Below are 15,114 nucleotides of genomic sequence, written 5' to 3'. Positions count from 1 at the left end.
ATTTATTTAGGTAATTATCATATAGAAACAATATCGTTATGTCACAAGAAGAACTATTGAAGACCGTCATGGCCAAGGCCGAACTATGGCTTGGCAGTGAGTATGATCAAGAGACACAGGCAGAGGTGCGCACCATGATGGAGAGCGACGACAAGACCCCTCTTATCGAGGCGTTCTACAAGGACTTGGAGTTCGGTACAGGAGGGCTCAGAGGTATCATGGGTGCGGGTACAAATCGCATGAACAAGTACACCGTCGGAGCTGCCACACAAGGGCTCTCAAACTACATCATCAAGGAGTGTGGCAGAGAGGCTGACCTCAAGGTCGTCATCGGACACGACTGTCGCAACAACAGTCGTAAGTTTGCCGAGATCGCAGCAGGGATCTTTGCTGCCAATGGGATCAAGGTCTTCTTGTTCGAAGATCTAAGACCGACCCCCGAAATCTCTTATGCCATCCGTGAACTCGGGTGTCAGAGCGGTATCATGATCACTGCTTCTCACAACCCCAAGATATACAACGGCTACAAGGCCTATTGGAGCGATGGGGCACAGATGATCGCTCCACACGACCGGAATGTCATATCCGAAGTCAATCAGATCAGATCTGTCTCAGACATTAAGTTTGACGGTCCTAAGGAGATGATTACTCTTCTTGGGGCAGAGATGGACAAGAAGTTTATCGACGCCGTCGTAGGATCCATGCTTTCTCCCGATTCTGTCAAGAGGCACCACGACATCAAGATCGTCTACACACCCATCCACGGTACAGGGGTTAAGATCGTCCCTCCTGCGCTCAAGGCTGCGGGCTTCACCAATATATATAATGTCCCCGAGCAAGATGTCATCAGTGGCAACTTCCCTACCGTGGAGTCTCCTAATCCTGAAGAGCCTGCGGCTCTCAAGATGGCGATAGAGCGTGCCAAGGAGGTCGATGCAGAGCTTGTCATGGCGAGTGACCCTGATGGCGACCGTATCGGTGCTGCAGTCAAGGACAATAACGGTGAGTGGATCCTCGTCAATGGTAATCAGACTTGTCTCCTCTATGCGTACTATGCTATAGAGAAGAGACGTGAGGAGGGTAAGCTCGATGGCAATCAGTATCTTGTAAAGACCATCGTCACCACGGATCTTATCCGCAACATCGCCGAACGCAACAATGTCGAACTCTATGACTGCTACACCGGCTTCAAGTGGATCGCTGATGTCATCCGTAAGAACGAGGGTAAGAAGGAATACCTCGGTGGAGGTGAAGAGAGTTATGGCTACTTGTGGGAAGACTTCATCCGCGACAAGAGTTCCGTCTCTGCGTGTGTCATCCTTGCGGAGATCGCTGCATGGGCAAAGGACAAGGGCTTGAGCATCTATCAGTTGCTCGACAAGATCTATTGTGACTACGGCTACTCTCTCGAAAAGGGTATCTCTGTCGTCCGTCCGGGCAAGAGTGGAGCTGAGGAGATCGAGGCGATGATGAAGAACTTCCGCCACAATCCACCAAAGGCCCTTGCAGGCTCGATCATCACTGAGATCCTCGACTATTCGAACCTCAAGGGGCAGTGGATCGACAAGGGTGAGGTCTTCACCCTCGATATGCCTACCACAAGCAATGTCCTCCAGTACAAGGCAAACGACGGCACAAAGCTCTCTATCCGTCCTTCGGGAACAGAGCCCAAGATCAAGTTCTACATCCAGGCACAAGCTCCTGTGGCATCGCCTGCTGACTTGGAGAGTGCTCGTAAGAAGTGTGAAGAGAAGATCGGTCAGATCTGTCAAGAGCTCGGACTTTGATTTTTTTCGACATCGGGAAAATAACTCCCATGATCCTAAAGAGGGCTGTGTCAAAATATTTTTGGCGCAGCCTTTTTGCTTTTTTCTTGCCGTATTGACTCCTGCTCAGCCCTCTCATGTGGGTAATTGTCGCCTTGAAGAGGGGCGGGGTAGGGTTGTCCTTTTACTCTTTGTTGGGTGATGATGCGGTAGGCGTTTCCGCAAGAATTGTGTAAATTTGTACCCCAATAAATCATTCAACAGAATAATAGATGCAGAAGATTAGAAATATCGCGATCATAGCGCACGTAGACCACGGGAAGACATCCTTGGTCGATCGTATGCTTCAGGCCGGCAAACTTTTTCGTGACGAAAAGGAGGTGCCGGAGCAAGTCCTTGACAGTAACGACCTCGAAAGGGAAAGAGGTATCACCATCCTTTCGAAGAATGTCTCTATCCAATACAAAGACTATAAAATCAACATTATAGATACTCCGGGGCACGCTGACTTCGGTGGCGAGGTGGAGCGTGTGCTCAATATGGCAGACGGCTGTCTCCTCCTTGTCGATGCTTTCGAAGGGCCTATGCCTCAGACGCGTTTTGTCCTCGGTAAGGCGATCGACATGGGCCTCAAGCCCATCGTCGTCGTGAACAAGGTCGATAAGCCGAACTGTCGTCCGGAGGAGGTGCAGGAGATGGTGTTTGATCTGATGTTCAACCTCGAAGCTACCGAAGAACAGTTGGATTTCCCTACGTTCTTCGGCTCTGCCAAGGAGGGTTGGATGTCCGACGACTGGCAGAAGCCCACGGCAGACATTACCCCCCTTCTCGATGCGATTATTGAGTACATCCCCGAGCCGGAGATGATCGAGGGTGAGCCACAGATGCTCATCACATCACTTGACTACTCGTCTTATGTGGGGCGTATCGCCATCGGCCGTGTCCATAGAGGAACCATTCGTGAGAATATGGACGTCGTCCTCATGAAGCGTGAGGGAGGACAGCAGAAGTGTCGCATCAAAGAGTTAAATATATTCGAAGGACTTGGCCGCAAAAAAGTGGAGAGTGTCTCCAGCGGAGATATCTGTGCCGTCATCGGTTTGGATGGCTTCGAGATCGGTGATACCATCAGTGATATCAACAATCCCGAGGCTCTCCCAAGCATCAGTATCGATGAACCTACGATGAGTATGCTCTTCACGATCAATAATTCGCCATTCTATGGCAAGGAAGGGAAGTTCGTCACCTCCCGACACATCTATGATCGATTGATGAAGGAGTTGGACAAAAACCTTGCGCTCCGTGTCGAGCCCACCGACTCTGCCGATGCCTGGCTCGTCTATGGGCGTGGAGTGCTTCATCTCTCTGTCTTGATCGAGACCATGCGTCGTGAGGGTTATGAGCTTCAGGTGGGGCAGCCACAGGTCATACGCAAGGAGATTGACGGCCGGATCTGCGAACCCGTAGAAGAGCTCACGGTCAATGTCCCTGAAGAATATTCCAGCAAGATCATCGACATCGTCACTCGTCGAAAGGGAGAGATGACGATGATGGAGAGCAAGAATGACCGTATTTTCCTTAAGTTTACGATCCCATCAAGGGGTATCATCGGACTCAACAATGCTGCTTTGACCTCTTCGGCAGGGGAGGCTATCGTGGCGCACCGATTCTTGGAGTATCAGCCTTGGAAGGGGGATATGGAAAGCCGTAACAATGGTTCGCTCATTGCCCTTGAGACCGGCACTGCATACGCTTATGCTCTCAATAACCTCCAGAGTCGTGGGAAGTTCTTCATCTCTCCACAGGAGGATGTCTACGAAGGTCAGGTCATCGGTGAACACAGCAAGGAGGGGGACCTTACCGTCAATGTCTGCAAGAGTAAGAAGTTGACCAATATGCGTGCTTCGGGTAGCGACGATAAGGTCGCTCTCGCACCACCGATCATCTTTTCTCTTGAAGATGCTCTTGAGTATATCAAAGGGGATGAGTATCTCGAAGTGACTCCCAAGAGTATGCGTATGCGTAAGATCCTTCTCAGCGAGATCGAACGCAAGAGGGCAGGTAGATAAGGCTCTTAAAAATAAAAAGACAGGCGATGCGTCGGTACGAACCGTTCATGTTCAAGCACTTCAAAGTCCATCAACAGGAAAGTGCGATGAAGGTCGGTACCGACGCTGTTCTTTTGGGGGCTTATGTGTCGGTACCTGCGGACAGGCCTATTCGGGTACTCGATGTCGGCAGTGGTACGGGTATCGTAGGGTTGATGGTGGCTCAGCGCTCTCCGATGGCTCGGGTGACTTGTGTCGAACTGTCGGAGGAGGCTGTCAGGGAGTCGCTCCGAAGTATCTCGGAATCTCCTTTCTTCGATCGTGTGGAGGCGGTTTGTTCCGACTTTTTGGACTATATACCGGAGGAGCATTACGATCTGATCATCAGCAATCCCCCATTTTTTACCGAGACTCATCAGGCTTCGGGTAAGCACCGCAATCAAGCCCGACATATCGGAGGACTTACACCCGAAGGCTTCTTTGGGCACGCAAGGAAGTTCCTCAGGCCTGATGGCCGTGTTGTGGTCATCACAGCTGTCAGTTCGTTCGACCGTTTCCGAGCAGCAGCGGATGAGCATTCTCTCTTTTTGCAAGCCGTGTTACTCGTGCGCCCCCTGAGAAATGCACCCGTGAAGAGGGTTGTCGCCACTTGGGGCTTCGATGCTGTCGATAGTGTGGAGCTCGATGATCTATTCATCGAAGTGGCTCGTCATCACTATTCGGAGCGTTTCGGGGAACTTACCAAGGACTTCTATCTGACCCGTAAATGATAAATCCCAATCTTGTCTGCCTTTTTCTCAAAAATACAATACTGCCGATAAGGGCATGAATGATATTCGTCATGAAGAGTCTCTTTCTTGTCGAGAAGATTTTCTTACCTTAGGGCTTGGAGAGTCATAGAGAGCGCATGAGGCTTCTCCGTGGCTTCTGATGAAAGTGTGTAAAAACATAAAAAAGTGGGGTAAGTTGGAAGCTCTACTTGTTGTATATAATCTTAATTCTTACTAACTTCGCACCCTTGAAGTACTATATTTTCGCCGGATAAATCAAAAACATTATATAATGGCAACTTTAGAAAAGATTAGAAACCGTGCAGGTCTCCTTGTTATCATCATCGGGTTGGCTCTTTTGGCCTTCCTTATGGGAGACTTCCTAAGACAAGGTACAACCTTGTTCAGAGATTCACAGATGAATGCCATCGTCGTCGATGGTGAGGTCGTCAAGATCAATGAGTACGAAGCTCGTGTCAATCAGGCACAGGAGTTGTACCGTATGCAGAGCGGTAACAATAACCTCTCCGATGTTGAGATGAATCAACTCCGCAATCAGGTCTACACTTCGATCGTCTCCGAACACGTCCTCGATGCAAAGACCAAGCAACTCGGTATCAGTGTCTCTCCGGCTGAGGTGTTTGACCTCGTACAAGGTGACTTTATCTCTCCTGTCGTGATGAATTCTCCTCTCTTTGTCGATGGACAGACAGGAGTCTTCGACAAGGTTGCTCTTCTCAACTTCTTGAAGGGTATCGATCCAAAGCAGATCAATAGTTATGGCCCTGCTGAAAGAGACCAAGCTCTTGAACTTCGTAACATTTGGATCGCGATGGAAAACAACATCCATGACTTCAGACTCAATGAAAAGTACACCAACCTCATCTCCAAGGCTATGGTGGCGAATAAGCTCGAAATAGAAGATTATGTCGCTGCAGGCCGAACTACTGCTGACTTGGCATTGGTATCAAGAGCTGCAATGACAGCACCCGACAGCATTGCCACTGTCACTGATGCTGCTCTCAAGGCTTTCTATGACGGTCATAAGGAAGCATTCAAGACCGATGAGGGCCGTACTGTCGATGTCGTATACGCGACCATTGCTCCTTCACAAGCTGACATTGATGCTACTTTTCAAGATGTGGAGACTGCTCGTAGAGAACTTATCGAGGGCGTAAACGCAAACGATGTGATCTCTGAGTTTTCAGACGAACAGGCGTTTGATGCTTATCTCCCACTCAGCTTCTTCCGCAATGCTTTCTTCAACTCTACACTCGCTGACGAGCTTGCTGCTGCTGAGCCCGGTCACGTGACAGATGTTAACTTCTCCGACAATACTTACAGTGTGGCTAAGCTCCTTGGTACAAAGGTCGCTCCTGACTCACTTCTTGTTCGTCATATCCTCCTTCAGCCCGGTGATGCTGCCATCGACAGCCTCTTCAACGCAGCCAAGGGTGGCATCGAAGCGTTCAGCAATGTCGCAGTGAACCACTCTTTGGACAATAGGAGCGGTGCTAATGGTGGCGAACTCGGATGGTTCACAGAGTTCTCCGCAGGTCGTTTTATCAGCCCTGAGTTCAGAGATGCCATCTTCTCGGCTACTGTCGGTACTCCTGTCAAGTTCACTTCTCAGTATGGTGCGCACATCCTTCTCGTCGAAAAGGCAACTGCTCCTGTCAAGAAGTACAATGTCGCTTATGTGACCAAGAAGGCTACTCCAAGTTCGAGAACCATCGGTGATCTCTACAACGAAATGAATACGTTCTTGACAAAGAACAACAACCCTGTTGCCCTCGATACAGCTGCTCTCGTTGCAGGGTATCAGACATTGAAGGATCTTCCTGTCTATGCTATGCAGCCTAACTTGGCAAACTCTATCACAAACAGTCGTGAGCTTGTGCGCTGGGCACTCAACAACAAGGTAGGTGCTATATCTGAAGTCAAGGAGTGTGGTGACAAGTATGTCATTGCGGTGGTGAAGAAAGTCTACCCAAGAGGTTATGTCTCTTTGGCTGATGCAAAGGAGCAGATCCAACCTGCTGTGCTCAATCTTGCTAAGATCGATGCGATGTACAACCAGCTTAAGGCAGGCAACTACGCTTCTTTGGAGGCTTACTCGCAGGCTGTCGATATGCCGGTGGACTCTATCAACTTTGTGAAGTTTGATACCAACCGTCTCGAAGGTGTCGGCTTTGAGCCAGCCCTTAACGCTGCGGCGACTTATGCACCTCTCAATACTCTTACTCCGGTCAAGGGTAACAACGGCGTGTATCTCGTCAATGTCATCTCTCGTAATAGTGATGCTGATACAGTCACTCCTGAGGCTGCTCGTGGTCTCATCGAGACTTCTCGTCAGGCAGCCGTACGTGCGAGAGCATTACAATGGATTATCCTCAGATCGGATGTCGAAGACACGAGAGTGCGCTTCTATTGATGATCTGACAACAATAAAAAGCCCCACTGTATCGGACGGTACAGTGGGGCTTTTTGGTTATATTTGCGTTTGACGAAGGGGCTTGCCCACGTGTATATTAGCAGATCTGATTTATGAAAAATGGCAAAATCGTTGTCCTTGATGATAACCGCAATGTCCTAAGTGCGCTTGGGCTCTTGTTTCGTTCGCACTTCGATGAATGTACCCTCATCTCGTCTCCGCACGAACTCCTGTCTGCGCTTCGTAGGGTACAGCCTGATGTCGTCTTGCTCGATATGAACTTCAAAGCCGGGGTCAATTCCGGTAACGAGGGCTTGTACTGGCTATCCGAAGTCAAGAAGCTTTATCCGCAACTGCCGGTGGTGCTCTTCACTGCCTATGCCGATATCGACCTTGCCGTAGAAGCACTCAAACGTGGGGCTTCGGACTTTGTCGTCAAGCCTTGGGACAATAGAAAGCTGGTCGAAAGTCTCCGAAATGCGATGAAAACCTCCTTTCCCGCCAAAGAGAAAGAAAAGGATGCCCCAAAGTCGGAGCCTAAGATCGCCTTGGGCCGATCACGCGTGATGCAGCACCTGATAGAGATGGTGCATAAGGTCGCTGACACAGATGCAAACATCCTCATCACTGGCGAAAACGGCACGGGTAAGGAAGTTATCGCTCACTACATCCATCATCTGTCTCAGCGCAAAGATCATCCTTTCATCAATGTCGATATGGGGGCCATTACCGAGTCTCTTTTTGAGAGTGAGCTCTTCGGTCATGTTAAGGGGGCTTTTACCGATGCGCACACCGATAGGGTAGGTAAGATCGAGTCAGCCCATCGTGGTACTCTCTTTCTCGATGAGATCGGCAATCTCCGCCCTTCGCTCCAAGCCAAGCTCCTTGTCGCTCTCCAACGCCGTGAGGTCGTCCGTGTCGGTGGCAATAGGCCCATCCCTTTCGATGTCCGTCTGATCTCTGCGACCAATACCCGTATCTTCGATAAGGTGGCGAGTGGTGAGTTCAGGGAAGACCTTCTCTATCGCATCAATACGATCCATATCGAGATCCCGCCCTTGCGCTCTCGCCCCGAGGATATAGAAGAACTTGCGAACCTCTTCCTTGACGAATACGCCATAAGATACGGCAAAGCCCTCACGGGGCTCTCCCCATCTGCACTTGAGAGACTCCAAGCTCACCCTTGGTACGGCAATGTCCGCGAACTTCGTCATGCCATCGAGAAGGCGGTGATCCTCTCCGAGGGAAGCGAAGTCACGGACAAGGACTTCCTCCTCGACAGCATCCGTCATCCTCTCCATGATGGTACACCCATCACCCTCGAAGCGATGGAGCGACAGGTCATCCTCCAGAGTCTCGAACGCACGGGCTACAACATCTCTCTCTCTGCCGACGAACTCGGCATCACTCGCCCCACTCTCTACAGTAAGATCAAAAAGTACGGGTTGTAATCATCATAACCGAAAGTACTCCCACATATCGGTCAGCACACTCGTGTTGATCCACTGCTTTGTGCCTCCGAGTCAGATCAAATGGAAAAAATAGATCCTACCCCTTGGATGGGGTAGGACTCGTGGAAAAAAGTCGTAAGACTTGAAGAGGAAAGTCGTAAGATTTGATTCAACAAGTCTTACGAATCGATTTTGACCCTCGTTCATCTTTTTTTTTGAGTGCTCGATCTTTTTATTTGTGGCGCCTTTGGCATGGGTGTTTGAGGTGGTCGTGGTATCGCTTCGGTTTTGATTGTTAGTATCCCGTGCCAAAGTGATGGGTCACTCTTGGTCGTCAAAACTGCTTTCGACTTCTGCAAAGGTTTTACCGTCAAAGCGATAAGCATAGAAGAGTCCTTGAGAGCCGAAAGGAGCAACGACATCACCGTTCGGGTCGATGTACATGCGGGTCTGCCCATAGATGGATGCGACATATTCCCATGGTGCTTTGGTGTCCTTATTTGTCCAGCGGTACACACGGGTGTTCATGAATAGAGAGCCCATATCCACGAGGCTCACGATGAGTTCGGGGATATTGTCCTTGTCAAAGTCATGATAGGTCATCTCAAGGTCGATAAATTCGCTTGAGGACTCACCCAGTTGATCAAGCGCTTCTTGCAGGTCTGCCCGAAAGTTTTGGGTGACCTCTCCCCTGAGATACAGCAGTCCTTTGGGGAGTGAGTCTACCCTTTCGTCGGGTACGAACATCAAAGTCTCGTCGGCCTTGCCATCCCCATTGAAGTCTCCCTTCATGGCCTCATCATGACCCTCGTATCTGTAAGAGATATACTTGTTCTTCGTTTTGAAGAGGGGGGCAAACTTGGATGTCGGATCTTCTTCGGCACTTTCTCCGTCGATCGGTTCGTGTCGTACCTTGAGGGTGATGTATTGCAGGCTGTCCGTTTCTTGAGCCTGGCCTTGGGTTGATTGTGATTTCTTGGCTCCGCCACAGCTGTATGCCCCCATAAGGCAAGCCAAGGCGAGTGCCCATCCTACGATACGTTTCATAGTAATTGATTCTTTTAGCTGTTGATTATTTTGACTCTTGTTCCCTCCTCCCCATGTCGCAGGAGAGTGTATGTAGACAAATGTACAAAAAGTAAACAAGATTGGGTAATCATCGGAAATTCGTACCTTTGTGAGGTTGTGGAGATGGCTTTCGAGTGCTCTGTCTCTGCATTATATTTCAGCACTTGGTTTGATATATTGAATGGAAGATAATCTCAAGTTTAAGATGATCGCCAAGACCATGTATGGTCTTGAGGAGATCCTGAAGAGTGAATTGGAGTCTATCGGAGCTACGGAAGTAGAGGTAGGACGTCGTATGGTCTCCTTTGAGGGAGACAAGAGCACTCTGTACAAAGCTAATATCCACCTCCGTACTGCCCTCAGGGTACTGGTGCCGATGGACACCTTCGAGGCTGCCAATGCCGATGAGATCTATCAATATCTATATGACAATGTGGACTGGAGTAAGTACCTCACGTCGAGATCCACTTTCGCATTCGACACTGTCGTCTTTTCCGAAAAGTTTACTCATAGCAAGTTTGTGGCCTATCGTGCCAAGGATGCGATCTCTGACTATTTTCAGGATAGGGAGATGCGTCGTCCCAATGTCTCTGTCGGTGACCCTGATATGAGGTTTCATATCCATATCGCAAATACGACGGTGACCCTCGCTCTCGACTCCAGTGGCGAGAGCTTGCACAAGAGGGGCTATCGCGTGGGACAGAATGATGCCCCCATCAGCGAAGTCCTTGCGGCAGGGATGCTCCTGCAAGCAGGATGGGATGGGTCGACAGACTTTGTCGACCCGATGTGCGGTAGCGGTACCTTCCTTACTGAGGCTGCCCTTATAGCACTGAACATCCCACCGGGTATCTTCAGAGAATCTTATGCGTTTGAGAAGTGGCAGGACTTCGATGCCGAACTGCTCAGCAATATCTTGGATGAGTGGGAGGAGAGACCTTTCGAACACACCATATACGGTAGTGATGCTTCGCCCAAAGCGATCTCTATCGCTCGCGCCAATGTCACTCGTGCAGGTGTGCAGAAGCATGTCCAGCTTTCGATCAAAAGTATCGAGGAGTACACTGCAGATACCAAGCCTTCACCTATGGGTCTCTTGATGACCAACCCGCCTTATGGGGAGCGTCTGCGACCTGCTGAGTTGGAGAAGCTGTACGGCTCCATCGGCTCCGTGCTGAAGCATGCCTTTGCGGGCTACAAGGCGTGGGTGATCACATCGAACATCGAGGGCTTCGATGCCATCGGTCTCAAGCACTTCTTCAGAGAAAAACTCTTCAATGGCAGCTTGGAGTGCGAGCTTCGTGGATACGAACTCTTCGAAGGCAAGCGCAACGAGTTTGTGAAGGAGCGTGTCGAGAATAATGAGGAGTATGCCCATGCCGGGGAATGGACAGAGAAGAAGTTCGACCGTCGTAAGACTGATCGTCCACGATCGGACAAACCCAGGGGTGAGAGAGGTGAGCGTAGGACTTTTGGCGACAAGCCGAGGGGCGAGCGTTCGTTCGGAGAGAAGAAATTCGGAGACCGCAAGTTTGGCGACAAGCCGAGAGATGAGCGTCCTTTTGGAGAGAAGAAATTCGGAGACCGTAAGTTTGGCGACAAGCCGAGAGATGAGCGTCCTTTTGGAGAGAAGAAATTCGGAGACCGCAAGTTTGGCGACAAGCCGAGAGATGAGCGTCCTTTTGGAGAGAAGAAATTCGGAGACCGTAAGTTTGGCGACAAGCCGAGAGATGAGCGTCCTTTTGGAGAGAAGAAATTCGGAGACCGCAAGTTTGGCGACAAGCCGAGAGATGAGCGTCCTTTTGGAGAGAAGAAATTCGGAGACCGTAAGTTTGGAGACAAGCCGAGAGATGAGCGTCCTTTTGGAGAGAGGAAGTTCGGAGACCGCAAGTTTGGCGACAAGCCGAGAAGCGAGCGTTCGTTCGGTGATCGCAAATTTGGAGATAAGCCCCGGGGAGATCGTCCTTTCGGGGAGAGACGATTCGGCGAGCGTCGTTTCGGCGACCGCAGGCCTTCGCGTGAACAGAATAAAGCAGTCCTTTTCATCCCTCGTTCGAACAGAGAACGTATGCCGGAAGAGGATTGACAACGAATAAAAATGATCAAACCTGATTTTGTATTATGAAAATTACCTCAAAACGTATGCTTGTTGCGGCAGCACTTGTGTTTGCTGTCGGTGTCTCTTCTGCTCTTGCTCAAGAGAAGAAGGACTTGACTCTCGATGACGTCATCGCCGGAGGGAAAGGCTATGCCGAAAAAGCCCCTCGAATGTTGCAGGTGACGAGTGTCACAGACCTTGGTGCAGTGGTGAGAAAGGGTAACACCTACTTCCTCATCGATAAGGCCGGTAAGGAGCACGACCTCCTCTCCCTCGATGCTTGGAGGGCTTTTGCCGGTGCCGACGAAAAGGGGCTACCATCCTTGAGCATGAATGCGGATAATGATGTCCTCGTGGCAGAGAGTGCAAAGGGGCTTTTTGTCTTCGATGGCCGCACAAAGACATTTGTACAGAAATATAAGTTTGACCATGGCAAGTTTGCCACAACGGATCTCACCGTAAAGGGTAAGCGTATCGCTCTCATGGATGGAAAAAACATTTCTATCCTTGATGCCGAAGGTAATATGGAGACCCTCACCACTGATGGTACGGATGATGTCGTCTATGGTACGCCGGCACACCGTAATGAGTTCAACACCGACAGGGGCACGCTTTGGTCTCCCTCAGGGCGTTATCTGGCGTACTATCGGATCGATCGTACAGACGTCGAGGCTTATCCCATCGTGGATATGAATGCCCCTATCGCAAAGCTTGTACATTACAAGTATCCTATGGCTGGACGCAACAGTGAGAGGGTGAGTGTGCATATCTATGATACCCAAACCAAGACAACACAGGTCGTCAAGAGCGACTGGCCAAGTGAGGCTTACTTCACCAACTGGGCTTGGTCTCCGGACGAAAAGCTCTTTTATATAGACGAAGTGGCAAGAAGTCAGAAAGAAGGTCGCCTTGTTTCTTATTCGCCTTCGACAGGAGAGAGGGTCGGAGTCGTCATGACCGAGTCGCACGATAAGTATGTGGAGCCTTCTGCTCCGCTTCAGTTTGTACCGGGGCGTCCCCACCTCTTCATACGTACGAGCCGTGTGGAGGGTTATAATCACATCTATCTCCACAACATACAAGGAAAGAAGGTGCGTCAGCTGACTTCGGGAGACTGGGAAGTAAAAGCACTCATCGGTATGGATGCCAAGGGCAAGTATGTCTATTATGTCTCAAACGAGGGTTATCACATGGGACAGGCTCTCTGGAGGGTATCTACTTCGGGGGGCAAGCGTGAGTGTCTGACTCCCGGTAAGGGTTTCCACCTTACGATGATTTCGCCTGATAAGTCGCTTGTGATTGACAACTTCTCAAACATCAATACACCCGGCGAACTTTCGCTCATCACAACGACCGGTAAGGTCAAGAGTCGTACGCTCGACACCGCGAAGAATCTCTTCGAAGGATACAAGGTACCCACTGTCGAACTTGGCACAATCAAGGCAGCTGACGGCAAGACGGATCTCTACTACAAGATGACTCGTCCTGCCAAGTTGGAAGCCGGTAAGAAATACCCTGTCGTTGTCTATGTGTATGCCGGTCCACACGCACAACTTGTCACAGACAGTTGGCGCAGCCTTCGTATGACTTGGGATAACTACATGGCTCAGCAGGGATATATCGTCTTCACTGTCGATAGCCGAGGCTCTGCCAATAGAGGGATGGGATTTGAGTCCGTCATCCATCGCCAACTCGGTACACCCGAGATGGCAGACCAGATGAAGGGTGTCGAGTTCCTCAAGTCTTTGCCTTATGTCGATGCCGATCGTATCGGTGTACATGGATGGAGCTTCGGAGGCTTCATGACAACTAATCTTATGCTGACACACTCTGATGTGTTCAAGGTCGGTGTCGCCGGAGGCCCTGTCATGGACTGGTCTTTCTACGAGATCATGTACGGCGAACGCTATATGGACACTCCTCAAGACAACCCCGAGGGCTATGCCGCTTCGAACCTCATCAGCCGTGCAGGTGATCTCAAGGGACGTCTTCTCCTCATTCACGGAGATATCGACCCCGTCGTAGTATGGCAGCACTCACTTCTCTTTGTCAAGGCAGCGGTTACTGCAGGCACAATGCCTGACTATATGGTCTACCCCGGTCATGAGCACAATGTCAGGGGTGGGGAGAGGGTACATCTGTACAAGACCATCACCAGATACTTCACTGATCACCTCTAAAAAGTCTCAGTTATGAATGTACTTATCCTCGGCAGTGGCGGACGAGAGCAAGCATTGGCTTGGAAGATCTCTCGTAGCCCCCTTGTCCAAAAGACTTATATCGCACCCGGTAATGCAGGGCAACTCCCGGGGTGTGAAAACATAGCTGTCTCCATCTCTGACTTCGGTGCTGTGGCGGATGTGATCCGCAAGCACGCTATTGATATGGTGGTTGTCGGACCCGAAGTTCCGTTGGTTGATGGTATCACCGATTACTTGTCTGCCCAAGAAGATCTCAAGGCGCTTCACATCATCGGCCCATCCAAGGCCGGGGCTCAGCTCGAGGGCAGCAAAGACTTTGCCAAGGACTTCATGGCTCGTCACAATATCCCCACGGCCAAGCACCGCACTTTCACCTCTGCGACACTCGAAGAGGCCAAGGCTTATCTCCTCACCGAAGAGCGTTCCCCCTATGTCCTCAAGGCCGATGGTCTTGCAGCCGGCAAGGGCGTCCTTATCATCGACAGTTATGAAGAAGCCTGTGCAGCCATGGAGGAGATGCTCGGAGGCAAGTTTGGAGATGCCGGCAATAGAGTCGTCGTCGAGACCTTCCTCTCCGGCATCGAGTGCTCTCTCTTCGTGCTGACCGACGGACACGACTATACCCTCCTTCCGATGGCCAAGGACTATAAGCGCATCGGCGAAGGCGATACCGGACTCAATACCGGAGGTATGGGGGCTGTCTCTCCTGTCCCCTTTGCGGACGAAGCATTTCTGAAGAAAGTAGAGGAGCGTATCGTCGTGCCTACGATCAAGGGATTGGAAGCCGAAGGTATCGACTACAAAGGCTTTGTCTTTATCGGACTCATCAATGTTCAGGGCGAGCCTTATGTCATCGAGTACAACTGTCGCATGGGAGATCCCGAGACAGAGGTCGTGATGTTGCGTATCAAGGGAGACCTTGTACCTGCACTCCTCAGTCTCAAAGAAGGCACTCTTCACTCCCATAAGTTGGCCGAAGAGGACTTCCACGCCTCCACTGTCGTGGCAGTCTCAGGAGGTTATCCCGAAGACTTCAAGAAAGGTTTTCCGATCTCCGGTATAGGGGCGGACACCGACACTTCTGTAGTCTTCCATGCCGGCACGAAGACAGGTGATGATCACGTGCTCACATCCGGGGGGCGTGTCCTCGCTGTTTCTGCTATCGGGGATACCCTTTCCGAAGCTCTTGCAAAGAGCTACGAAAGACTCTCCGGCATTCACTACGAAGGTATATACTATCGCAGAGACATCGGACAGGATGTCTTGAAGTGACCGGAG

9 protein-coding genes are annotated in these 15,114 nt (G+C 50.5%); 8 read left to right on the top strand and 1 reads right to left on the bottom strand.

What is annotated here, in order from left to right; genetic code table 11:
* The first annotated feature begins 38 nt into the window (after nucleotides 1-38).
* The 5 genes from EL262_RS04950 to EL262_RS04930 all read left to right on the top strand — a co-directional run bounded on the left by EL262_RS04950 (nucleotide 39) and on the right by EL262_RS04930 (nucleotide 8,469).
* Entirely contained in the window at nucleotides 39-1,787 is a 1,749-nt protein-coding gene (locus tag EL262_RS04950) for a phospho-sugar mutase (RefSeq protein ID WP_078735951.1), read from the top strand.
* A gap of 251 nt (nucleotides 1,788-2,038) precedes the next feature.
* A complete protein-coding gene (gene typA / locus EL262_RS04945; protein WP_036844223.1) occupies nucleotides 2,039-3,835 on the top strand; it encodes a translational GTPase TypA in 1,797 nt (598 codons plus the stop codon).
* Nucleotides 3,836-3,861: 26 nt separating this feature from the next.
* Entirely contained in the window at nucleotides 3,862-4,584 is a 723-nt protein-coding gene (locus tag EL262_RS04940) for a tRNA1(Val) (adenine(37)-N6)-methyltransferase (RefSeq protein WP_025839304.1), read from the top strand.
* Between the two features lie 292 nt (nucleotides 4,585-4,876).
* Nucleotides 4,877-7,018 carry a peptidylprolyl isomerase gene (locus tag EL262_RS04935; protein ID WP_078735952.1) on the top strand — a complete coding sequence of 714 codons (2,142 nt, stop codon included), beginning with the start codon at nucleotides 4,877-4,879 and terminating at the stop codon, nucleotides 7,016-7,018.
* 113 nt (nucleotides 7,019-7,131) lie between these two features.
* Complete coding sequence (locus EL262_RS04930) at nucleotides 7,132-8,469, top strand: sigma-54-dependent transcriptional regulator (protein WP_078735953.1); 1,338 nt, start codon at nucleotides 7,132-7,134, stop codon at nucleotides 8,467-8,469.
* 321 nt (nucleotides 8,470-8,790) lie between these two features.
* Here EL262_RS04930 and EL262_RS04925 read toward each other — a convergent pair whose 3' ends face one another.
* A complete protein-coding gene (locus tag EL262_RS04925; RefSeq protein WP_078735954.1) occupies nucleotides 8,791-9,516 on the bottom strand; it encodes a hypothetical protein in 726 nt (241 codons plus the stop codon).
* Between the two features lie 202 nt (nucleotides 9,517-9,718).
* On the opposite strand from EL262_RS04925, the gene EL262_RS04920 reads away from it, so the two are divergent.
* Genes EL262_RS04920 through purD form a run of 3 tightly spaced genes read left to right on the top strand, consistent with a single transcriptional unit; the run spans nucleotide 9,719 to nucleotide 15,108 of the window.
* Entirely contained in the window at nucleotides 9,719-11,623 is a 1,905-nt protein-coding gene (locus EL262_RS04920; RefSeq protein WP_244919661.1) for a THUMP domain-containing protein, read from the top strand.
* 35 nt (nucleotides 11,624-11,658) lie between these two features.
* Nucleotides 11,659-13,815 carry a S9 family peptidase gene (locus tag EL262_RS04915; RefSeq protein ID WP_234983418.1) on the top strand — a complete coding sequence of 719 codons (2,157 nt, stop codon included), beginning with the start codon at nucleotides 11,659-11,661 and terminating at the stop codon, nucleotides 13,813-13,815.
* 12 nt (nucleotides 13,816-13,827) lie between these two features.
* The gene (purD, locus tag EL262_RS04910; RefSeq protein WP_078735596.1) at nucleotides 13,828-15,108 is read left to right on the top strand and encodes a phosphoribosylamine--glycine ligase; all 1,281 of its coding nucleotides are present in this window, start codon (nucleotides 13,828-13,830) and stop codon (nucleotides 15,106-15,108) included.
* The last annotated feature ends 6 nt before the right edge of the window (nucleotides 15,109-15,114 follow it).

This window comes from Porphyromonas cangingivalis, from assembly GCF_900638305.1.
Lineage (GTDB): Bacteria > Bacteroidota > Bacteroidia > Bacteroidales > Porphyromonadaceae > Porphyromonas_A > Porphyromonas_A cangingivalis.
Note: the sequence above shows the minus strand (reverse complement) of the source record. Positions and strands in the feature narration are given on the sequence as shown.

What these genes read in the sequence shown, in the direction of transcription:
- EL262_RS04950 (WP_078735951.1), top strand. Translation starts at nt 39, where the DNA reads ATGTCACAAGAAGAACTATTGAAGACCGTCATGGCCAAGGCCGAACTA.
- typA (WP_036844223.1), top strand. Translation starts at nt 2,039, where the DNA reads ATGCAGAAGATTAGAAATATCGCGATCATAGCGCACGTAGACCACGGG.
- EL262_RS04940 (WP_025839304.1), top strand. Translation starts at nt 3,862, where the DNA reads ATGCGTCGGTACGAACCGTTCATGTTCAAGCACTTCAAAGTCCATCAA.
- EL262_RS04935 (WP_078735952.1), top strand. Translation starts at nt 4,877, where the DNA reads ATGGCAACTTTAGAAAAGATTAGAAACCGTGCAGGTCTCCTTGTTATC.
- EL262_RS04930 (WP_078735953.1), top strand. Translation starts at nt 7,132, where the DNA reads ATGAAAAATGGCAAAATCGTTGTCCTTGATGATAACCGCAATGTCCTA.
- EL262_RS04925 (WP_078735954.1), bottom strand. Translation starts at nt 9,516, where the DNA reads ATGAAACGTATCGTAGGATGGGCACTCGCCTTGGCTTGCCTTATGGGG.
- EL262_RS04920 (WP_244919661.1), top strand. Translation starts at nt 9,719, where the DNA reads ATGGAAGATAATCTCAAGTTTAAGATGATCGCCAAGACCATGTATGGT.
- EL262_RS04915 (WP_234983418.1), top strand. Translation starts at nt 11,659, where the DNA reads ATGAAAATTACCTCAAAACGTATGCTTGTTGCGGCAGCACTTGTGTTT.
- purD (WP_078735596.1), top strand. Translation starts at nt 13,828, where the DNA reads ATGAATGTACTTATCCTCGGCAGTGGCGGACGAGAGCAAGCATTGGCT.